We start from the raw sequence: 20,625 nt of genomic DNA, 5'->3' as shown, positions 1-20,625 counted from the left end.
CATGGATTCGAACACTCTATTAGGCGGCCGATACACACTTTCCGACATCATCGGCACCGGAGGAATGTCCGACGTCTACGCCGGCACTGACACACTCCTCGGACGCGACGTCGCCGTTAAAATGATGCGACCCGATCTCGCACGCGACAACACCTTCCTGGAACGCTTCCGCCGCGAAGCACTCAACGCCGCCAAACTCAACCACCACGCCATCGTCGCCGTCTACGACACCGGCCAAACCAGCGAAGCCGACGGCTCCGTCCCCTACATCGTCATGGAACGCGTCCGCGGCCGCACCCTTCGCGACATCGTCCGCGACGACGGCCCTCTCAACCCCGAATACGCAGCCTCAGTCATGGCCGACGTCGCCGACGCCCTCCACTTCTCCCACGAAGCAGGAATCGTCCACCGCGACGTCAAACCAGCCAACATCATGATCACGGCCACCGGAGCCGTCAAAGTCATGGACTTCGGCATCGCCCGAGCACTCGGCGACGCCACCTCATCCATGACACAAACCGCCGCCGTCATCGGAACAGCCCAATACCTCTCCCCCGAACAAGCACGCGGCCGCTCCGCAGACCCACGATCCGACATCTACGCCAGCGGCTGCGTCCTCTACGAACTCATCACAGGACGCCCCCCCTTCCAAGGCGAATCCCCCTTCTCAGTCGCCTACCAACACGTACAAAGCACGCCCGTCCTCCCATCCCACGTCCCCGGTGTCAGCCTCACACCCGCCACCGCCACCAACGTGGACGCGGTCATCATGACAGCCATGGCGAAGGACCCCGCCGACCGCTACGACAACGCAGCCGACTTCGCCGACGAACTTCGACGCCTCGCCGACCACCGCACACCACTGGCCGCGCACAACCACATCACCCCCCACCCCTCCACCATCAACGATTATCCTCCCACCACACCACCCCGCCATGATGGAGCCAGTGAAGCCGCCACGACCATCATGCCCACTGCCGGGGCGGCTGCAGCTGGCTACGCCGCGGGAGATGACCCCTCCAACGGTTACAGCAGCACACACGCGTCGACACGCCAGCCACGGACGATGGGCGCGCCCACTCCCCCTCCCCGCCACAACACCAGCTACGGCAGCACCGCTCCCGCCGCGAATCAAACACAACCCACACGCGGCGCACTCTCCACGTGGACGCGAATCATCTGGACTCTTGTCATCGTATTTATCCTTGGCCTTGGTGGGATGCTCGCGTGGTCGTACTTCCATGAAGGCGACGGTTCAACCAGTCTTCCCTACGTGGGAGGCAATAAGAAGGTCAATATTCCCGACGTCAAAAACCTTCCTGAAGCCGAAGCCATCGCCAAACTCGAAAACGCTGGATTCAAAGTAAAAACCCGGGAAACGTCCAACGCTGAGGTCGAAAAGGGTCATGTTATTGACACCAGCCCGGCGGCCGGGTCACAAGTACCCAAAGGCACCCAAATTACGCTGACGGTCTCCACCGGCAAAGAACAAACCGCTGTCCCCGACCTCACAGGAAAAGACACACAAGAAGCATCACGCTTGCTGCAAGAGGCGGGGCTTGTCCTTGACCAAACTGTGAAAGAAGCACCGTCTGACAGCGTTTCCTCGGGTCAGATCATCGAACAATCTCCAACATCTGGTTCCCATGTGTCCAAGGGAAGTTCTGTGACCATTACGGTGTCCACCGGGCCTGAGCGTGTCCGCGTGCCCGTCGTCACTGGGCAATCCGTCGATGACGCGCGCGGCAACCTCGAAGGAGCAGGGTTCAAGGTCGTCATTAGCGACGTTGACTCTCCCCAACCCGAAGGCAAGGTTCTCCACGCGTCCAACGAAGGAAGCCAACTGCCTAAGGGTTCCACCGTCACGCTCCAAGTGTCACGAGGCAACCAGGTAACTATGCCCAATATCCTTGGGCAAAGCACCAGCCAGGCGCTCTCTGCGCTCCGCGCTGCCGGATGGACCGGTGGGGCATCACATTTAACCACCCACGATCAGAAGACCAACGACATCACCAGGCTCAACGAAATCCTGTCCCAGTCCGTCCCCGCTGGTCAGCCCGTTGGTAAGGATGCCACCATCGATGTCGGAGTCGGCACCTTCAGTCTCGTGCCATAGCATCGGGGTAGCGCGACCACCGCGCCCTCTGAGGGCCATGATCGGCTCCTGCGCGGTGGTCTCCGCATCACGGACAGGCCCAACACAGGTGCGTGGCCGTATCACCGTTATTGGGTCACGACCAGTATGTAGCACTGGGTTCTACAGCCCAGCCAGGGCAGCGTGATGCTGGTTCTCCAATTGCTGCACACGAGATTCATCAACCGGGAAGCCCGCACATGCCATCCAATTGGCGACAATCCGGTGGCCATAACTCGTCATAATGGACTCTGGATGGAACTGCACACTATGCATCGGCAAAGTCTCATGCCGCATGGACATCACCATTCCCGAATCCGACCGGCCTGTCACCACTAATTCCTTCGGCAGTGACTGCTCATCGACGGTCAACGAATGATATCGCGTAACCGTCACGGGGTCCGGCAATCCCCGCATCACTCCAGTGCCGTCATGATGTACCGGTGATGTCTTCCCGTGCAGCAGTTCGCCAGCACGAATTATCGAGGCGCCCAACGCCTCAGCCAGTGCCTGGTGTCCCAAGCACACGCCAAACATCGGAATCTCATGGCGAATACACGCGTGGATAATCGCAAGTGAGTGCCCCGCTGCTGAGGGGGCTCCCGGCCCGGGTGAGATCAATACTCCGTCGAAATGCTGAACTACTGATCGGCCAGCGGCTCGATCGTCATCGGAATCGATGAGACGTTCGTCGTCGTTGCGCCATACCGTGCAATGCTCCCCTAATTGGCCGATGTACTGCACAAGGTTGTACACAAAACTGTCATAATTATCGACAACGAGAATACGCATAGAATTATACTAACGGTCCGAATTCTGCAAGCGAACATGTTCACCTGGCAACCATGCCCACTGTTTCACGTGCCACGTGCCGCACGATTGTTCAATATCGTGGTATGTCGCGTGAGCGAGATCGAGTCTGGCCGGAGCTTCCAGTACAATCCACCGACAATTCGTGATGTAGGAATCCTGCACAAAGTGTGCCTCCACCCCGGCGAGTTGGCCTGCGATAAAGCGCATGAGGGAACCGTGAATAACAGCAATGAGATCACGGATGGTACGGGGTTCGGTGTTCACAGCCCCTGGCATGAGGATGGGGAGGAGCGGCGCTAGTCCCTCGAGGACACGTCGACGTGTCTCCCAGCCTGTTTGTCCGCCCGGCATGCGAACATGCATGCTCCCCTTCGACCACTGCAGTTGTGTGTGCCGATATGTTTCGATCGACTCAGGGTCCGTATTCATTTCCAGGTCGCCGGCAACGACTTCAGTTAATCCTGGAATTGCCGTAGGTATTGTCTGGTCATTGTGGTTGTCGGTGATGGGAGTGAGCACCAGCCCGTGAGGGGTTGGTGATGCTGTTGACACTATCGCTCCCTGGTTCATCATTCCCTGTGCAACAAGCTGCGCTGTACGCGTGGCTCGGAGTGCTTCGGAACTGATGATGACAGGTCGCGGCGCGTCTGGGGTAGGCGAGCCGTCATTTTTGTCGAGGTTTACAGCAGCCCTTGAGAGTGCGCGATCGACGACGATGCGTTCGCCGCCAGTGAATGCCTGTTCAACGCCCATTGTCGTTAAATCGGCGCCAGGAACAGCGGTGTCGAGTGCGGTGATGAGGTTGGAGGTTGTTTGTCCGTGGCGGAAGAGGATGAGCTGGCCGCGCTGGTTGATGTGTGTATGTCCATCTGTTGTGCGTCTGTGTCGTGTTGTATTCACGTTATCTGTCCGTTCTCGTCCACTGATCGTGAGTAGTTGTCGGGCTGCCATGGGGGTTTACACGCCTGCTAAATCAGTGTGCGTGGCCCTTATCCTGGTGTATCGCTACCACAGCACATCGTTCGTTGGTGTGGTGCCGCGTGCCCGTTGAGCCACCCATTGTTCGGCTGACAACCGGTCGGGTGGTGTCGCTGGCGTGTGGGCGGGTGATTTTTGTGTGGTGTCAGTGTGGGGGTTGTTGTCTGCGGGCCATGATCCGAGGAAACGTAATGTTTGTACGGTTGTGTAGAGGTGTTGCATTGCGGCGGCTATGTGTGGGTCGTTGATGTGCCCGCGCATGTCCATGGAGAAGCGGTATTCACCGAGTTTTTTTCGGGTTGGGCGTGATTCGATTCTGGTCAAGTCCACTCCGTGTGAGGAGACCACGGTGAGCGCACGTGCTAGTGCTCCTGGTTCATTTCGTGCGTTAAAGACGACGGATGTGCGGTCGTCTCCGGTGTGGCGGGTGGGTTCTCCTGGTGTGCTGATTAGAACGAAGCGGGTTTGTGCGTTGGCGATGTCGGCTACTCCGTTGGCGAGAGGGGTGAGGCCGTAGAGCTGTGCGGCGTGGGCGGGTGCGGCGGCGGCGTCGGTTGTGCCGAGGGTGACCATTTCTGCGGCGGCGGCGTTGGAAGGGGCGGCGAGGTATGTGGCTGTGGGGAGATTGTGGGTGATCCAGGATGTCACTTGTGGGTGGGCGACGGGGTGTGCGCTCCAGGTGCGGATGTCGTCGGGGCGGGTGCCGGGGCGGACGAGGATGGAGAACTCGATGGGGAGGATGAGTTCGCGGTAGATCTGTAGTGGGGTTGTGCCGGCGAGGGCGTCGTATGTCCTGGTGACGGGGCCTTCGACTGAGCTTTCGATGGCGACACATGCCCAGTCAGCGTGGGCGTGGGCGACGGCGTCGATGGCGTGCTGTGGTGATTCGACAGGGAGTGGGATAATGCGGTGGTCATGGACGGTGATGGATGGCGCGGTGTCGGTATGTTGGGCTGGTTTGTGTCGGGGTGGTGTGCACCATCCGCGGGAGGCGAAGTTCCGCATTGCGGTTTCGGTGAATGTTCCTGATGGTCCGAGGAATGCTACGACGGGGGTGGTGTGGTTGGGCGCTGGGTCGTTGGTTGTGTCGTGTGAGTGGTCGTTGTTCATTACACCTGCCTGCGTCGTTGTGGTTATGGTTAACTCTAAACCACGGGTGTTGTTGGCTGGGTTGTTGCCGGCGTGGGGTGGGTGTGCGGTGTATGTGTTGTAACTGTGGCCTCATGCGTTTCGATATACTGAACGCTGAGTGTGAACTGTGGTTGCGTCGCTTGCACACCCGCGGAGGTTGTTTTTGTTGCCGTAACCGCGTTGGTATGGGTGTTATAGCTGGTAGGCGATATTTTTATCGGAAGGATACTTTGTGCCTGCTTTGTCGCTTGAGGGGGGTAGGCGGTCTGACGTTTGTCGGGTTCGTGGGGCGTTGAGCAGTGTGGTTGGCCGGAATTGGGAACGCGGTCCGGGTGTGATCATTGGTTGGCCGGTGCATGTGGTGGGCCTTGTTGTGGGGCTTGTGACACAGGTGGTGTGGCGGGGAACCCGTGAGAATGGCGATTGGGCAGCGTTGTGGATTGCGGGGAAGCTTCTGCGCCAGGGTGATGGTCCGCATATTTATGATTTTGTGCCGGATGATTTTGCTGCGTGGGCTGGCCCGTTCTGGGCGCCATTTGTTGGTCAAGATGTGACGGCGTTTTCTCCGCATCCGTTTGTTCAGGCGCCGTTTGTTGCGCAGCTTGCCGAGGTGTTGACGTTTGTGACGTCGTTTCGTGGTTCTGTGTTCCTGATGACGGTGGCGTCGGGGTGGGCCCTTGTGGTGTTGGTGGCGAGTGCGTTTTATGTGTGGTGTCGTCGGCCGATTCCGTGGGGGTTGTTGGCGGGTGTGGTGTTGGTGGTGTGGCTGTCTACTCCGTTTCAGTGGTCTATTACGTTGGGGCAGACGACGCCTCTTGTGATGGCTGGGGTGGCCTATAGTATTGCCGCGGCACGTGATCGTCCGTGGTTGGCTGGTGTGTGGCTGGGTTTAGTCAGTGTGGTGAAGCTCACGCCGTTGGTGCTTATTCCGTTGATGTTGTTGTTTCGTCGTTCGCGGCGGGCGTCGCTTGTTGCCATCGCAACGGCGGTGGTGTGTGGTGTGTTTTCTGTGGTGACTGTGGGGTGGTCGCTGCATGGTATTTGGCGTGCGCGTATTCATACGTTTTCCACGTTTAAGGTGATTGCGCCGACGAGTCAGACGTTGGTGTCGATTATGAAGCGTCATGTGATTGGCCAGGGTCCTGCGGGCGCGCCGACGGTGGGGGATGCTCCTGGGTGGATGGTGGCGTTGCCGATGGTGGTTGCTGCTGTTGTGGCGTTGGTGTTAGCTCTTGCTGCGTATCGGTGTCGTGAGCGTGCGTTTGAGATCGTTGTGGTTGGCGCTATTTGTGTGGCTACGTGTTTTTCTGGTTTTGTGTGGACGCATTATTTCCTTATTAGTGTGTTGCCGGCGTTTGGTGTGTGGGCGTTGATGCCGTGGCGGCGGTGGGCGGTCGCTGGCCTTGTTATGGTGAGTGTGTTTTATTTTCCGCCGTTGTCTGATGTGGTGTCGCCGGAGCATCGTGAGCGTTTTTTTGTGCAGGCGGGTCTTTATTGTCCTGGTGGTCCTTTGTTGGCGACGGTTGTGTTGCTCGTGATGTTGGCTGTTGCGGTGTTAGTGCCGGGTAGGCGTGTCGTTGGTGAGCGTGGTGTGGGGCGTGGTTATCGGGTGCCGTCAGGCGTTCGGGTGCCGTGGGGCGGGGTGTCCGTTGTTAGTGCGAGGGGTGCTGGTGGCCGTGGGTCGTGGGGTTCGCGTGGTGGTGTCGTGGCCAGGTTGGTGTCGTCGAGTGAGCATATTGTGGGCCGGGCGGGGCATATTGTCGCGGTGGTGTCGGGTCTGATCACGGTTCTGGCGTGGAATTCGCACCGGCAGACGGATGATTGGTCGTCGTTGTGGATTGCGGGCAAGTTGGTGGCTCAAGGCAATGAGGCACATATTTATGATTATGATCATCATGATTTTGCTCGCTGGTCTGGCGAGTATTGGGCGCCGTTTGCTAACGAGCATGTGACGTCGTTTCTTCCGCATCCGTTTGTTCAGGCACCTGTGGTTGCTGAGGCGGTCAGTGTGCTTACCCATATCATGAGTTATGGGTTGTCGACGGTCTTGTTAGGGTTTTTCTCCGGCTGGGCGATGGTGATCACTGTTGCGTGTGCTTATCGGATGTGGGTGGGGCGCACAATTCCTGTGGTTGTGTTGCTGCCTGTTGTTGTGGTGGTGTGGGTTTCGGCACCATTTTCTATGGCGGTTTTCCTTGGCCAGACGAGCACTTTGATTTATGCGGGAATTGCTTACGCTATTGCGGCGGCGCGTGTTCGGCCGCGGTCGGCGGGTGTTGTGTTGGGCGTGGTCAGCATTGTGAAGTTGAGCCCGTTTGCGTTGGTGGTCGCAATGTTCTTGTTCCGGCGGTCGCGCATGACGGCGAGTATTGCTGCGGTGACCACGGTTGTTGGGTTCGTGCTGTCGGTGGTGACAGCTGGTTTTGGTGCATTTCGTACGTGGATTCAGGTCATTCATACATTGTCGAGTTCACGCATTGTGGCACTGGAGAGCCAGAGTTTTGCGTCGATCATGATGAGGGATCGTCGTAACGATAATCCCCACGTGTTGGTTCCTATCGTGACTGACCCTCCCATGTGGGTTGTGGTTATTCCTCTGATCGTGGCCTTTCTTCTTGCTGTGCTGGTCCTGATTGCGGCGTATGAGCGTCGGGATTATGCGTTTCCGTTGATGATGGTGGGGATCACGAGTATCGCTACGGCGTGTTCTGGTTTGGTGTGGACACATTATTTTCAGGTTGCTCTCTTGCCCGCGTGTGGGGCCCTTGCTCTGGCGGTGCGGCGTCGGCTCGCTGGTTTCCTTGTGATGTGTTTGGGGCTTTTCTTTGTTCCACCTCTTGCTGATGTGGCGGGATCGACGGTTCATGCGAAAGTGCATGTGGTGCCCGGCGGTTTGATTGCGTTGATCGGGTTGATTCTTGTGATGTGCGTGATGGCGCTGTGGAGGGCCCCGGTTCGGTCTCGTCGTCGGCTCGGTGTCAATCAGTGGTGGGAGGCCTATGATGGTGGTGGTCGCGGGCTGGAGTTGTCGAGTGCTTCTCTTCCTCGCCGGTATCGTCGTGATTTGACTGGGTCGTTGCCGGTTGCGGCGGGCGCGTCGTGGCTGGTCAGGAGGCGTCACGGGGCACTGTGATGCGGCACCCAGTAGCATTATCCACATGAGCATCACGAGCGATGACGATTACCTCCGCGGCCCCGACGGCCGTCCGCTCGTCGACCGCTATGGTCGTCCTATCCGACGCCGGCCACGTCACACCGATGCCACGGTGAGTGGTGGTCATGGCGCTGTGCATTCTCCGGAGCGTCGTCCTACGTCCCCTTCTGTGCCTCCTCGCGGGATTGAAGAGCATCGTCGCCGTATGGGCGAGTCGGACCCCTACGGTTCACTATCTGATCAGGCGTCATCTCAGCCCTATTGGGGTGATCCTCCGGGGCCGGTGGGTCCGTCAGGTCCGATACGTCCGTCGAGGCCGGGGAGTGAACCTTCTCGACGTCGATGGCGGTCGTCTGGTCGTCGCCGTGGATTGTTGTCTGGGTGGTGGCGCAAGCTACGAGCGCTGGTGGGTGTTCTGTTTCTTGTTGCGATCGGGACGTTGGTATGGGTGGATCTTCACCTTCACAGGGTTGATGCGTTAGAGAATTACGCTGGTCGCCCTAGCGGAGGGTCGGGTTCGAATTGGTTGCTTGTTGGCTCGGATTCGCGTGAAGGCTTGTCTGAGGATCAGCAGGCCAAGTTGGCGACTGGTGGTGATACCGGTGGTGGCCGCACCGATTCCATCATCGTGGCGCATGTTCCTCTCTTGGGGAAGGCGACGATGGTGTCTATTCCTCGTGATTCGTACGTTGACATACCTGGCTATGGGAAAAATAAGGTTAATGCGGCGTTTGCTTTGGGTGGCCCGAAGCTCCTTCAGCGGACCGTAGAGCAGGCAACTGGCCTCCGAATTAACCACTATGCGGAAATCGGTTTTGGCGGTTTTGCGAGTGTGGTCGACGCGGTTGGTGGGGTCAATATTTGCGTTGAACAGCCCATGGATGATCCGTTAGCGGGTATTAATGTGCAGCCAGGGTGTCAAAAATTTGATGGTCCTACAGCATTGGGGTTTGTTCGGTCACGGCATTCTATGGATGATGGTGATATTGGGCGTGCACGGAATCAGCGCACGTTCCTGGCTGCGCTGGTGAAGAAAGCTATTTCTCCTGGAACGTTCATGAACCCGTTCCGTTTTTTCCCGTTTGTCAGTCGGATGTCTGATTCATTCACGGTGGATAAGCATGATCATGTGTGGGATTTAGCGCGCCTGGGTATCGGCTTGGGACGGTCTCCGGAGACGAAATCCATCCCCATCGCATCGTATGAGTCGACTGACGTGGGTGATGTTGATGTGTGGGATGATGAGGCCGCCCAGGAACTTTTCAGATCGTTGCGCTAGTGCGGCTGGCGTACCCGTGTGCGCCAGCCGTGGTGGCGGCAATGAGTGGCCTCAGTGCGGACGCTCGCCCCCGGGGGTGTGTTCCTAGCGGATAGTGACTTGGCGGGAGCGAATGGTGTCGCGTGCTTTGCGTTCGTCCGCTGTTAGGGGTGTGTCGATGGCCAGTGCTTTTTCGAGCTCGACAGCGAGTTCCTTGATGGGTGTGTGGAATTCTTGTGCGGGCATGGTCGGGTCGACGTCGAAGACAGGTACAGCAACGCCGTGGGTGCGGAACGCGCCGGCGAAGCGTGTGCTCTCCCCTAGGGTCAGGTTGCCTGCTGCGTAGAGGCGGGCTAGTGCGGTAAATAGTGTGTCTTCGTCGTCTGGGCGGATCCATCGAATGTAGGCTTTGTCCCCGCCGTCGGTCCACCAGACAGCTCCTGGGACGGAGACATCGATGCGTTCTGTTGGGAGCATCGATTCGTTCACTTGCTTCATGTTGTGTTGCATAGCGGGGTCAACGGCCTGCCCCTCGGGAAGCCACCAGTCGAAATCTTTTTCGACCTGGATGTTGAGTTCCTCAGAGGGGTCGATGAGGTCACTGAGGGGTGGTTCGTTGCCGTCGGCGATGGAGGTTCCTAGTGTCTGTCCTGGTGTGGCGCTCTGGAGCCAGATGAGGCTATGGGCTAGGTCCTTGTGGGGGTTGGGTCCTCGGTGTTGTCTTTGTAGTGCGACGAAGGCGGCGGGGGTGTCGTCGCCGTCGGCGGCGCGGACGATGGCTGCCGTTGCCCCGGGGAGTACCGTCACGAGGTAGACGGGGTAGTCAACGTTTTTCACTGAGATTTTCGCTCGCGCGGAGGGGGCGAATTCCTGCATGGCAATAAGGTCGGCTTCTGAGGCGAAGCCTCCGAAGGGCCGTGGATCGCGGTCTAATGCGGCGCGTTCAGCTGCTCGTTTGGCCAGTTTCGCCTGACGGCGAGTCATTCCTTCGGGCAGGTTCTCGTTCTTCTTTTTCTTCCTCGACACCTGGCCTAGGCTACCTGGCTGGTCCTTGGTCTAGCTAGTTCATGGTTGCTTCGTTCATCCAGGCGCGGGCTTGGCGTGGTTTGTCTGTGGCTAGCCAGTCGATGCCGTGGGTCGCTGCCCATATGACATCACTTCGTGTGTTGGCTGTCCATGTGTAGCAGCCGTCGCCGCGGTGGATGAGGCGTGGCCATAGCTTCGCGTTGAGGATAGAGGGTCCGTAGGCTTGCGGAATATCGAATCGGCCAAAGAGTGGGCTCAGTGGGTGGTGGAATTCGCGGCGTAGGAGGATTCTGTGGACGGTGGGTGTGAGGTTGTGCATTCGTGTCAGCGATCGGGGTGAAAAAGAGATGACGTGGAGGCGGGGGTTGTCGAGGTGTCCTCGTTGTCGTAGTAGTGAGGCGAGTTCGCTTTCGAGACGGCCATGACCGGAGGGGTGTTTTGTTTCGACGAAGAGTCCGCAGTCATGTTTTTCGACGAGGTCTAGCAGGGTGGTGAACAGTAGTGGTTGTTGTGGTTCGTCGGTGGTTCCGACGTTGATGCTGTCGAGGTCCCTCCGGGTTAGTTCTGCGATTGGTCGTTTGTCTCCTGCGACTCGTTCGAAGGTGCGGTCGTGAGCGCATACGATGTGGCCGTCTTTGGTGAGGCGAATATCGCATTCGACTCCGTCGGCTCCGTCGTCCAAGGCGGTGTGGTAGGCGGATAATGTTTGTTCAGGCTGGTCCCAGCTGGCTCCACGGTGGGCGATGATCTCCATGGGCGTCCTTTGTCGGCGTCGATGTTATCTGCGCGTGGTGGCAGCCCGGTGTGTGCGGTGGTGTCGCGGATGTGTGTCGCGTCGATGGTGGGAATGTGGGGCGTGGGGCACATCCGTGATCCGTGTACAGGCTTGGGGCATGCAGTGGGATCCGGGGTCCATCGGTTGTTTACCGCGTGCCATGATGGACGGGTGCGCTGGGGATGGAGCGGTGCGGTCACTGCATTGGGTGGGTCGTTGTCGCATTCGTCAGATGTGACTTTTAGCATAACGTGATGGTTGCGAATGCGCGCGTTAACTGTTCTCTGGGTGGTGGGGCCCACAGTGGTGGGTCTCGGTGTTATGTCGTTGTTTGGTGGTCGGCGTGTGGTCCGTAGAAGCGATCTTTGATGGCACGGAGTTGTGCGGCGGATGCTTTCATGCGGTCGGTTTCGTGTTGGTCCATCTCTAGCTCGATCACGCGTTGGATCCCGCTGCGGTTCACTAGGGCTGGTGTGCCGATGTAGATGTCGTCTTCGCCATATTCGCCGTTGAGGTATGCGGAGACGGGGAGAACGACGTTGTGGTTGTGGAGGATTGCGCGTGTGATGCGTGCGAGTCCCATGCCGATGCCGAATGAGGTGGAGCCTTTGGCGTTGATGATGGTGTAGGCGGCGTCGCGGGTTTCTTCGAAGACTTTTTCTAAACGTCCGTGGAGTTCGGGGTCTTTCTCTAGCATTTTGCGCATCGATACGCCGCCGACGGTGGCGGAGGATAGGACTGGTAATTCGGAGTCGCCGTGTTCGCCGATGATGTAGGCGTGGATCGAGGTGGGCGCGACGTCGTACATGTCGCCTAGCATGGAGCGGAATCGTGCGGAGTCAAGTATTGTGCCTGATCCGATGACGCGTTCTTTCGGCAGGCCGGAGATTTTCCAGGTTGCGTAGGTCAGGATGTCAACTGGGTTGGAAGCGATGAGGAAGATGCCGTCGAAGTCGTGTGTCATGACTTCGTTAATAATGCTGGTGAGGATCGTGATGTTCTTGTCGACGAGTTGTAGGCGGGTTTCACCAGGTTTTTGTGCGGCACCGGCGCAGATGACGACCATGGCGGCGTCGGTGCAGTCATCGTATGTTCCGACTGTGACATTGGTGGGGCCGGAGGCCCAGACGACGCCGTGGTTGAGATCCATGACGTTGCCGGTGGTTTTTTTCTGGTCGATGTCGATGATGGCGAGTTCTTCGCAGATGCCCTGGTTGATGAGGGCGAATGCGTAGGCGATTCCCACGTCGCCTGCGCCGATGAGGACAATTTTGTTGCCAAGGTGACGGGTGGTGTGGTTTGACATGAGGGGTTCCTCCAGTGGATGGGGTGCCAACTGTGAAGGGCGACGGCGTGGGGTGCCGTAGGTTGTCCTTGTCGTGTCAGTGTGCCCGCTTTTGTCCGGTTTTTCTAGTGAGTTTGTGGGCAATCACACAGCGGTCCCCCGTTTCTGATTGGTTCGGTGTGGTGTTCTTGTCGTGGGTGAGAGGGTTCTCATTGCCACACTCCCCCTCTTTGAGGGGGTATGGTTGTGATTCCACCCAGGGTCACCTAACCTTATGGATTTTTCCCCATTGATAAGGGTTTTTCTTATTTTGTGCCCTACACCTGCACTCATTGACTGTGACAATTCCGAAAATAGAGAGAAATTTCTCCCCGAGAAAGCTTGCAAAACCCCTCAGCTTCCACAACACTGGGTGGCGCGCACAGATTCGTTGTGCAGGTCACAATGTTGAAATAATCACAGTGCGCACGAACGTGCGCGCCAGGTTAGTGAGGGCGCGCGTGAACAACGAATGAAAGGTAATGATATGGCTGTTTATGAACTTCCCGCCCTCCCCTACGATTATGACGCTCTTGAGCCCCATATCTCTGGTGAGATTATGCAACTCCACCACGACAAGCACCATGCAACTTATGTTGCTGGCGCCAACGCGGCGTTGGAAAACTTAGAAAAAGCTCGCGAAGAGGGCGCTGATGCCAACGAAATTCGCGCACTCTCCAAGAACCTCGCATTCAACCTCGGTGGACACACCAACCACTCGATCTTCTGGAAGAACCTTTCTCCGAACGGTGGCGGCGAGCCTACCGGCGATCTCGCCGAGGCTATCAACCGCGACTTCGGTTCCTTCGACAAGTTCAAGGACCATTTCTCTGCCGTCGCAACTGGCCTTCAGGGCTCCGGCTGGGCTGTGCTTGGGTTTGACCACATTGCCGGCCGACTTATCATCGAGCAATTGACCGACCAGCAGGGCAACGTATCGGTTGACTTCACTCCCCTGCTGATGCTCGATATGTGGGAGCACGCTTTCTACTTGCAGTACAAGAACGTCAAGGCTGACTACGTCAAGGCAGTATGGAACGTCTTTAACTGGGAGGACGTTGCCGAGCGTTACGCCAAGGCAGTCGCGAAGTAACGCACCCCAGTCAGGTGTCAGGATATGACTAGTGAAGACTTTCCTGACGGCTACACCCCGCGCTCACCCATGTACCGCAAGGTCATTCTTGCCATGGTGGGTGCGGGGTTAGCGTCGTTTAATGCCCTGTATTGCACACAGGCCCTCTTGCCAGTGCTGTCAGAGGATCTCACTGTCACCCCAGCGACGGCGTCATTGACGGTGTCTGCAACGACAGGGATGCTCGCGTTATCGATCATCCCGGCGTCAGTGGTCTCTGAGCATGTCGGACGCAGGCGTGTCATCATGGTCAGCGCAGTGTGCGCCACAGTGGTGGGTCTTCTTCTTCCCTTGTCGACGTCAGTCGAGATGCTGATTGCGTTGCGCGCTCTTCAGGGAGTGGCGGTTGCTGGCGTACCGGCAACGGCGATGGCATATTTGTCGGAGGAGATCCATCCCAAGCATGTTCCTCATGTGATGGGGTTATATGTAGCGGGGACGTCGGTTGGCGGGCTGTCTGGGCGTGTGATTCCATCGGGTGTTCTCGAATTCGCATCATGGCGGTGGGCTCTCGCAGTGACAGTCGCGGTAGCGATTATTGTCGCACTGATTACATCCTGGTCGTTACCCGATCAGCGTCGTTTTCAACCAAAAAGCTTGACCCTCCGTTCAGAGTTCCACGCTATTGCCCAGCATGTGAAGGATCCACGGCTGAGCGCGTTGTTCACCCTCGCTTTTTTGTTCATGGGCGCATTCGTATCGGTCTATAACTACGTGGGTTACCGTTTGACCAGCCATTTTCACCTAAGCGAGGGGCTTGCTGGCGCTATCTTTGTCCTCTATCTTTCCGGCACGTGGAGTTCGACCCGCGCGGGGGCGATGGTTGAGAAGTATGGTCGGGCGCGTGTCCTTGTCGGTGCAACGATCGGCATGATAGCTGGCATGGCACTGTTGTTCTCCCCTGAGCTTATGAGCAGCGTACTAGGGATCGTCCTGTTCACTGGGTGTTTCTTTGCAGCGCATTCCGTGGCATCCGGGTGGGTTGGGGTTGCCGCGACGAGAAACCGCGCGGAGGCGTCGTCCATGTATTTGTTCTGCTATTACATGGGGTCATCCCTTGTTGGCTGGCTGTCTGGCCGCATCTTTCACGCGTGGGGATGGAACGGCTTGGTCATGTGGCTGCTCACCAGCCTTACTGTGACGATGGTGATCGCAGCATTGATGGCAGCCACTACCCCATCGTCAGCATCGGTGCCAGATACCTCGCCACAGCCGAAACCGTAGCATTCGGTGTCCTCACGCAACCAGCACTATTCTGCCGCCGTATTTCTCATTGGCACTCGACACCTGTTGAGTGAACGGGGCAATACCCACCAGGGTTCTTGGCGAGATACTGCTGATGTTCGTCTTCTGCCAAGTACATCATGCCCGTCGGGGTGTCGCTAAGCAGCGAAATCTCCGTGGTCATGTCGCCGTAACCGGCGGCAGCAAGGCGGTGAGCGAAGGACTCTGCGATCTCGCGAGCCGCCCGCACGTCATCCTCATTCTCAGCATAGATCACTGAGCGATACTGGGTTCCCACGTCGTTGCCCTGCCGGAAGCCCTGGGTCGGGTCGTGGGCTTCAAAGAATGCACGAATGAGCTGCGCATAGGGCAGCGTTGCCGGATCATAGATCACACGGACCGTTTCCGCGTGGCCTGTCTTGCCCGTGCATACTTCCCGATAGGTGGGGTTCGGGGTGTAGCCGCCAGCGTATCCCACTGCAGTGCTCCAGACACCATCCATCGTCCAGAACAGTTTTTCTGCTCCCCAGAAGCAACCTAATCCCAGGACGATACTGTGCAGTCCATCAGGCCACGGCCCATCGATGGGTGCTCCGGTGACGGTATGTGCTGAGGGGACCGGCACGATTGACTCTTTACGCCCTACGAGGGCGTCGTCCTTGCTCACAAGGTGTGTTGGTGTGGGCTGCGCATCGAAGAGAAATCCCATACGTGCAGTCTAGTTGGATGGGGGTTCATGCGGTTCACATCACAATACGTCAGTTGTGAAACGTGGCTCGGTGGGCATGGTGTGTACTCCGGGTGCGCCTGCTGTGAGCCAGTTCCTGACCGCAGCGGTGGCACGGCAGTCGTCCCTGTTGTATCGGAGAAGGAGAGCACGGGCGTCGGTGTCAGTCATGGTAGCGAAACCGTCGGGCTGCGCTTCGGTGGAGGCCGTCAACGTGGTGCGTGGGTCGATACCCTGGGCCTGCATGAACACTGCTAGGGATGCTTCACCGTCCATGTCGGAGTCCTCCCAGTGAAATCCCGCTAGTGGTGCCACCGTTTTCAATCCAAGTCCGGAGGAGCCAATTAATGCACTGTTGACGGCGGCATAGACATCAACCCATTCTGGGGAGCGGATGAATTGGTTAACCTCTGCAAGGGTAGGCGCAGTAACAGTGGGCGTGGGGCCTGTGATGGAGGTCGGGTTCGCGTCTCGGGGGAAGGTGAGTCCTCCGAAACGCTGAGCAGATCGTTTGAGCCACATGTTCTCCCCCTGTGCCCCATAACAGTAGGCAGCAAAACTTTGTCCCCGCTCGTGGGCATGCTGTCGCTGATCCATGAGCCAGGCCCAAAACTGTGCGAAATTTCGCGCTTCAGCAACGGTATTCAGTTGTTGCCAGGTAATGAATGGGCGGTATTCCACACCGTCCCATGTTCCCCACAGGTAGCATCCACGATCAAGGTAGGCTTCCATATCCACGTCGATTTCGACGTCGGCTCGGCGTACCACTTCTTGTGGTTGGACGGTTCGGTGTACGGCAGTCCAGCCTTGTGTATAGGCATAGGCCATGATGCTCACCTCACCGTAGGCAGCGTTCGCGAGTTGATGAACAGTGGTAATGCCGTCGGCACGGTAGGTGTCGGCTCGTCCCCCGTGAAGAACGAGGCTGATATCATCCATGGCTTCCAATTCAGCATGGCAATCATCCTCGAAGCGGCAGGTTGAACAGGCTTTGATTTTTCGTGGCTGTGCAGAGATAGGTACTCGGACTGCGTCCGCGAATCCTCCGGTTGCCTTGTCGACAGGCCATACCGCGACATCGGGAGAATTTTGCCCAACGATACCGACCATGCCTGACGATAATCCCACCTCACGGAGGGCATAATGAGCCGCAATTAAGGGGTAGACGTCTGGCGAGTGAGTTTTCGCACGTCCAGGACGCCACACGGGAGCCGATACACCCAATCGTGCTAAGGCAACGGACATGATGCGGTTCTTGGGATCCGGGATGATGCCCTGATGGGTGCTCACGTTGACTGGCATGTACCGTGCCTCATGGGGGATGGGGGATGAATCCACACGAACGAGCAAATCAGGAGCAGTACGAATGATGATGTCATCATCCGCGCGTAATGCCGGATTCGTGGGTTCAGCTGCCCACCACGGATTGACAATATCAACTCCTGGCCGGTTGTCCTGCAACAATGCGACGGGGATCCGCACTGTGAGCTGAGGGTTCGCGATAATGCGAACGCCCTCTGCTAAGGCTTCCAGGGTGGAAAGCTCCGCAGCGTCCTGTGCCTGGCCATCACCATGTGGTGCATCGTAACTGCTATGGCCGGCACTGTCAGATATCAATGACCAGCCGGCACAATCGGCGGTTGTCATGGTGAGGGAGCGCCTCATGCCAACACCGGGAATGACATCGCCATCGGCACATAGTTGGCTGAAAACACGTGCGCGTTCAAGTTCAGATCGCGCCCGTCGCGCACAACTGGGACCGCGTGATGGTCGTGTGTTTCCGTCTCGTTCAAGGGTACGTCGCTGCCGAATGCGATACCGACATCCCGATAGCTCTGTTGCGTCTATCGGTATTTCCGAGGGGTGGGGTGTCGGTGCAGTCATTATGTTCATTATTTCAGGTGATAGGCGCAATCTGTGATGAGGGGATCAGAATTAACGCTCTATGGCAGGATAGCCGTTAGAGTAGAAAAGGAGAGAAGTAGTTCATATTGAGATGACCTACTGACCATTCCAACACGACAGCGCAGTGCGACGGCCGGCCGGTGACGCGCCACGGCGTCGACTCTGGACTCAACGAGGACGGATCATGGGATTACTGAAGCGAGCACGTCAGAAACGTCGTGACCGTAAATTAGCTGAGAAGATCGCGAAGCGTCAGGCAAAGTCCCGCGCGAAGGACGAAAAGAAACTTAACGCGAAAAAAGAGAAATATCTGAACAAGACCGCCAAAAAGGTCATGAAGCAGGATGCGAAGGATCGCAAGGATCAACGCAAGCATGAGAAGGATCTTGCGAAGTCAGCTGTTCAGCAGATTCGCGCTCGAGGCTTCTCCCCCGCTAAGGCAGTCAAGTTCGCCAGCGCCATTCGCATTGCGGCACCGGTTGTTATCCCTTTGATATATCGCGCCGTCAACGGGATTGAAGGTCGTGGCGTGGCAACCAAAGCCAAGAAACTTGGCCTTTCCACACAAGAGCTCTCACGGTTTCGTGGTGACGGTGGCCCACTGAAAGCTCGAATTGAAAACATCCGCGATCAAGCGAAAAATACCCCGTCTGGGTTTGCCAAGGATGTCAATCAGCGGCTCACGCTTCTGCTCAACAACATTGAGAGTGCCGAGAAAATGCCGAAGCAGCAGCGCGACAGGGCACTATCCAAGGCATCAGGCGAACTTGATGCTATGCAGTCTGAGATTCATCGAAAAATCACACGATAATCTCACACTAACCGTCATCTCTGGTTGTCATTGTCAAAGAGGTAAGTGTTCCGCCTATTCCCTGTTATTCACGTCACAAAAGTTACAGATGCCTTCTGTTGGGATATGAGCCCTCCAGAATAAAACCGGCCGACACCGTTGGCCGGTTTTTCCATTTCGGAACCTCTTCCCCCTTTTTTTCTTCTATCTCACTACCGGATTGTTAAAACGTCACTTCAATTAATCAAGGAATGACGGGTCAGCATGATTTGACACTTGATTAGACATTGTCCAAGGTTGTACACATAATGGTGTAGCAGATGGTGTTATCAACATATGGTTACAACCATAAGGTTCAGCGGGCTGATTCTCTCACCATTAGAAAAACATTGACAAGAGGAGATCACAATGGCACGTCGATACGTTCCGCAAATTTTTGATGACCTTGACGGCACCGAACTTACCGAGTCCGATGCGACAGAAATCCACTTCACCGTTGACGGCACGGCGTACATGCTGGAGGTGTCCGAAGGCAACGCCCGTAAATTCCACGAGGTGTTAGAGCCCTTCATTTCCTCGGCAACAAAGGAAAGCGGCCGTGGTCGCCGACGCTCCTCATACCGCAACAACGTGTCGTCAGAGGCAACGAAGGCTCGTAACCGCGCAATCCGGAAATGGGCCAACGACAATGGCTACAATGTTGCCCCCCGTGGCCAGATTAAGAAAGACATCATCGAGGCCTACGATCGCGCACATCCTGTAAACAAGGATTCCTAAACCGGAATCAATGCCCGCCGTCTACGTAACGTAAGCCCTCCTGCGATGAATGGCGCATGCCGCGCTATTCATCGCAGTTTTTATGAATGCGCTCAGCAGGCATCCAGTCAGGGCATAAGGGGCCACGAAGCTCCACTGGTTTTGCCATCGTATGCGCTACCCGTTGTGGCACGATTGCAGCGCGAGTCTGTGTGTCAATGATTTCTTGTGGCTGTGACCTCATGGGCGCCGCCACATTTTCTTTCAGAGCATGACGACCGCCCTGGTCAGTCACCATAGTTCTCGCCGCCGAGTGTGCCGCCGCATGTTTATCGGCTGCTCGATCCGCGGCTCTCTTGGCTAGCCTTTTCTGCTTCTTCTCAAGTTTCCGCTGCCTCATCTGCTGCCTATAGACCGCTTTCTCATGGTGCCCCTCCACCCATAAACGCGGGATGTGCCATGGATGGGCAATCCCCACCGCCCGACGCCGCCACGCATTTCTCACCAGAGCACGTTTTTTCTCTTTCTTCATCCGTGTGTCTTCATCATGCGCAGCCTTGGTGAGCTCATAATGTTCCACAAATTCCGGGGTGTACGGATATTTTTTATCAAGTGTTCGATAGAGAAGAATATTTTGGCTCATCGTCCATAAATTATTCCCCACCCAATAGAACAATATAGCCACTGGCACTGGACCAATGAGCCCAAACACCAAGGGGCTTGCACTAGCAGCCAGCGACACCGGAACCATAACTTTGTGCATCCTGACAGCGATAACATTCTCATGCTCAAGCTGGCGGTGACTCCGAAATATCGAATACGTCACATTTATCATCGTGACGATCGACGCGATAAGCACGAGTGGTATGACTACAGCGTAGATCGTTGATTTATCCGTCCCCATCTCATTCAAACGGTGCGACGACAGCGCGGCATATGCTGGCAGAGGCACCCCCCACGCCTTCGCCTCAAGAAACTGGCTCACATCAGCGCTGGTCAAAAACCCAATCGGCTGATGTCGAACAGAATCATCATTCCCCATGGGGCGGGCCATATGTATCAACACACGATACAAACCTATGAAAAATGATAACTGAATGAGGATCGGGAGACACCCCGCGCTCACCCGAAACCCAGCAGCCTTCCGCGCTTGGTTCTCACGAGCAATGCGTTCTTTCCGCGCCGCACGACCAGGCCTATCCTCATATTCTTTCCGTATGCGATAAATAACTGGGCGCAAATTCACATGAATCCGCGTCGATTTATATTGCGCATAGGCACAGGGAAGCAAAATGAGGCGGACCGTCATCACCAGTAAAAGCAACGATACGATCCACGACGAAACCGGATCGACACCCAATGAGATTAGGAGCACATGCCACAGTTTGATCACGCCCGAGACAGGATAGGCAAAAACACTGTAGAACATGCAACACCTCTCAAAGCTGCGCCACGATCAGACTAGTGCACCACCACGAGAGAATAGTGTGAGAGAACC

The 20,625-nt window shown here is 56.9% G+C and carries 16 protein-coding genes; 7 read left to right on the top strand and 9 right to left on the bottom strand.

The window, feature by feature from the left end; genetic code table 11:
• Nucleotide 1: 1 nt before the first annotated feature.
• Complete coding sequence (pknB, locus tag V5S80_RS09175; protein ID WP_395170474.1) at nucleotides 2-2,116, top strand: Stk1 family PASTA domain-containing Ser/Thr kinase; 2,115 nt, start codon at nucleotides 2-4, stop codon at nucleotides 2,114-2,116.
• Nucleotides 2,117-2,257: 141 nt separating this feature from the next.
• Here the strand turns inward: pknB and V5S80_RS09170 are convergent, their stop codons facing one another.
• The 3 genes from V5S80_RS09170 to pheA form a co-directional block, all read right to left on the bottom strand.
• On the bottom strand, nucleotides 2,258-2,926 hold the full coding sequence (locus V5S80_RS09170) for an aminodeoxychorismate/anthranilate synthase component II (protein WP_395170473.1): 669 nt from the start codon (nucleotides 2,924-2,926) through the stop codon (nucleotides 2,258-2,260).
• Nucleotides 2,927-2,935: 9 nt separating this feature from the next.
• Complete coding sequence (locus tag V5S80_RS09165) at nucleotides 2,936-3,847, bottom strand: histidine phosphatase family protein (RefSeq protein ID WP_395170472.1); 912 nt, start codon at nucleotides 3,845-3,847, stop codon at nucleotides 2,936-2,938.
• 105 nt (nucleotides 3,848-3,952) lie between these two features.
• The gene (gene pheA, locus V5S80_RS09160; RefSeq protein WP_395170471.1) at nucleotides 3,953-5,035 is read right to left on the bottom strand and encodes a prephenate dehydratase; all 1,083 of its coding nucleotides are present in this window, start codon (nucleotides 5,033-5,035) and stop codon (nucleotides 3,953-3,955) included.
• Between the two features lie 253 nt (nucleotides 5,036-5,288).
• On the opposite strand from pheA, the gene V5S80_RS09155 reads away from it, so the two are divergent.
• On the top strand, nucleotides 5,289-8,189 hold the full coding sequence (locus V5S80_RS09155) for a glycosyltransferase family 87 protein (protein WP_395170470.1): 2,901 nt from the start codon (nucleotides 5,289-5,291) through the stop codon (nucleotides 8,187-8,189).
• Nucleotides 8,190-8,214: 25 nt separating this feature from the next.
• The gene (locus tag V5S80_RS09150) at nucleotides 8,215-9,489 is read left to right on the top strand and encodes an LCP family protein (protein WP_395170469.1); all 1,275 of its coding nucleotides are present in this window, start codon (nucleotides 8,215-8,217) and stop codon (nucleotides 9,487-9,489) included.
• 84 nt (nucleotides 9,490-9,573) lie between these two features.
• On the opposite strand, the gene V5S80_RS09145 is transcribed toward V5S80_RS09150, so the two are convergent.
• From V5S80_RS09145 to V5S80_RS09135, 3 genes are all read right to left on the bottom strand, one after another.
• Nucleotides 9,574-10,494 carry a DUF5926 family protein gene (locus tag V5S80_RS09145; protein WP_395170468.1) on the bottom strand — a complete coding sequence of 307 codons (921 nt, stop codon included), beginning with the start codon at nucleotides 10,492-10,494 and terminating at the stop codon, nucleotides 9,574-9,576.
• Between the two features lie 34 nt (nucleotides 10,495-10,528).
• Entirely contained in the window at nucleotides 10,529-11,248 is a 720-nt protein-coding gene (locus V5S80_RS09140; protein WP_395170467.1) for a glycerophosphodiester phosphodiesterase, read from the bottom strand.
• Nucleotides 11,249-11,588: 340 nt separating this feature from the next.
• Complete coding sequence (locus V5S80_RS09135; RefSeq protein ID WP_395170466.1) at nucleotides 11,589-12,575, bottom strand: L-lactate dehydrogenase; 987 nt, start codon at nucleotides 12,573-12,575, stop codon at nucleotides 11,589-11,591.
• A 505-nt stretch (nucleotides 12,576-13,080) separates the two neighbouring features.
• Between V5S80_RS09135 and V5S80_RS09130 the strand changes: the two genes are divergently transcribed.
• Together V5S80_RS09130 and V5S80_RS09125 are read left to right on the top strand one after the other, a co-directional pair.
• Nucleotides 13,081-13,686: a superoxide dismutase gene (locus tag V5S80_RS09130; protein ID WP_395170465.1), complete on the top strand. Its 606-nt coding sequence runs from the start codon at nucleotides 13,081-13,083 to the stop codon at nucleotides 13,684-13,686.
• Nucleotides 13,687-13,710: 24 nt separating this feature from the next.
• The gene (locus V5S80_RS09125) at nucleotides 13,711-14,949 is read left to right on the top strand and encodes an MFS transporter (protein ID WP_395170464.1); all 1,239 of its coding nucleotides are present in this window, start codon (nucleotides 13,711-13,713) and stop codon (nucleotides 14,947-14,949) included.
• 46 nt (nucleotides 14,950-14,995) lie between these two features.
• Here V5S80_RS09125 and msrA read toward each other — a convergent pair whose 3' ends face one another.
• Both msrA and V5S80_RS09115 read right to left on the bottom strand, forming a co-directional pair.
• Nucleotides 14,996-15,658, bottom strand: a complete 663-nt coding sequence (msrA, locus tag V5S80_RS09120; RefSeq protein ID WP_395170463.1) for a peptide-methionine (S)-S-oxide reductase MsrA — start codon at nucleotides 15,656-15,658, stop codon at nucleotides 14,996-14,998.
• A gap of 39 nt (nucleotides 15,659-15,697) precedes the next feature.
• Nucleotides 15,698-17,560: a TM0106 family RecB-like putative nuclease gene (locus V5S80_RS09115; protein ID WP_395170462.1), complete on the bottom strand. Its 1,863-nt coding sequence runs from the start codon at nucleotides 17,558-17,560 to the stop codon at nucleotides 15,698-15,700.
• 205 nt (nucleotides 17,561-17,765) lie between these two features.
• Here V5S80_RS09115 and V5S80_RS09110 point away from each other — a divergent pair, with 205 nt between their 5' ends.
• Together V5S80_RS09110 and V5S80_RS09105 are read left to right on the top strand one after the other, a co-directional pair.
• On the top strand, nucleotides 17,766-18,392 hold the full coding sequence (locus tag V5S80_RS09110) for a DUF6474 family protein (protein ID WP_395170461.1): 627 nt from the start codon (nucleotides 17,766-17,768) through the stop codon (nucleotides 18,390-18,392).
• Between the two features lie 387 nt (nucleotides 18,393-18,779).
• On the top strand, nucleotides 18,780-19,148 hold the full coding sequence (locus V5S80_RS09105; protein WP_395170460.1) for an Lsr2 family protein: 369 nt from the start codon (nucleotides 18,780-18,782) through the stop codon (nucleotides 19,146-19,148).
• Nucleotides 19,149-19,212: 64 nt separating this feature from the next.
• Here V5S80_RS09105 and yidC read toward each other — a convergent pair whose 3' ends face one another.
• On the bottom strand, nucleotides 19,213-20,556 hold the full coding sequence (yidC, locus tag V5S80_RS09100; protein ID WP_395170459.1) for a membrane protein insertase YidC: 1,344 nt from the start codon (nucleotides 20,554-20,556) through the stop codon (nucleotides 19,213-19,215).
• Between the last annotated feature and the right edge of the window lie 69 nt (nucleotides 20,557-20,625).

It is taken from the genome of Corynebacterium sp. PCR 32 (assembly GCF_037464985.1).
Taxonomy (GTDB): Bacteria; Actinomycetota; Actinomycetes; order Mycobacteriales; family Mycobacteriaceae; genus Corynebacterium; species Corynebacterium kroppenstedtii_D.
The sequence above is the reverse complement of the archived record's forward strand: the minus strand, read 5'-3'. Positions and strand labels throughout refer to the sequence as shown.

Coding starts and splice junctions, on each gene's coding strand:
- pknB (WP_395170474.1), top strand. CDS start 2: ATGGATTCGAACACTCTATTAGGCGGCCGATACACACTTTCCGACATC.
- V5S80_RS09170 (WP_395170473.1), bottom strand. CDS start 2,926: ATGCGTATTCTCGTTGTCGATAATTATGACAGTTTTGTGTACAACCTT.
- pheA (WP_395170471.1), bottom strand. CDS start 5,035: ATGAACAACGACCACTCACACGACACAACCAACGACCCAGCGCCCAAC.
- V5S80_RS09150 (WP_395170469.1), top strand. CDS start 8,215: ATGAGCATCACGAGCGATGACGATTACCTCCGCGGCCCCGACGGCCGT.
- V5S80_RS09140 (WP_395170467.1), bottom strand. CDS start 11,248: ATGGAGATCATCGCCCACCGTGGAGCCAGCTGGGACCAGCCTGAACAA.
- V5S80_RS09135 (WP_395170466.1), bottom strand. CDS start 12,575: ATGTCAAACCACACCACCCGTCACCTTGGCAACAAAATTGTCCTCATC.
- V5S80_RS09130 (WP_395170465.1), top strand. CDS start 13,081: ATGGCTGTTTATGAACTTCCCGCCCTCCCCTACGATTATGACGCTCTT.
- V5S80_RS09125 (WP_395170464.1), top strand. CDS start 13,711: ATGACTAGTGAAGACTTTCCTGACGGCTACACCCCGCGCTCACCCATG.
- msrA (WP_395170463.1), bottom strand. CDS start 15,658: ATGGGATTTCTCTTCGATGCGCAGCCCACACCAACACACCTTGTGAGC.
- V5S80_RS09115 (WP_395170462.1), bottom strand. CDS start 17,560: ATGACTGCACCGACACCCCACCCCTCGGAAATACCGATAGACGCAACA.
- V5S80_RS09110 (WP_395170461.1), top strand. CDS start 17,766: ATGGGATTACTGAAGCGAGCACGTCAGAAACGTCGTGACCGTAAATTA.
- V5S80_RS09105 (WP_395170460.1), top strand. CDS start 18,780: ATGGCACGTCGATACGTTCCGCAAATTTTTGATGACCTTGACGGCACC.
- yidC (WP_395170459.1), bottom strand. CDS start 20,556: ATGTTCTACAGTGTTTTTGCCTATCCTGTCTCGGGCGTGATCAAACTG.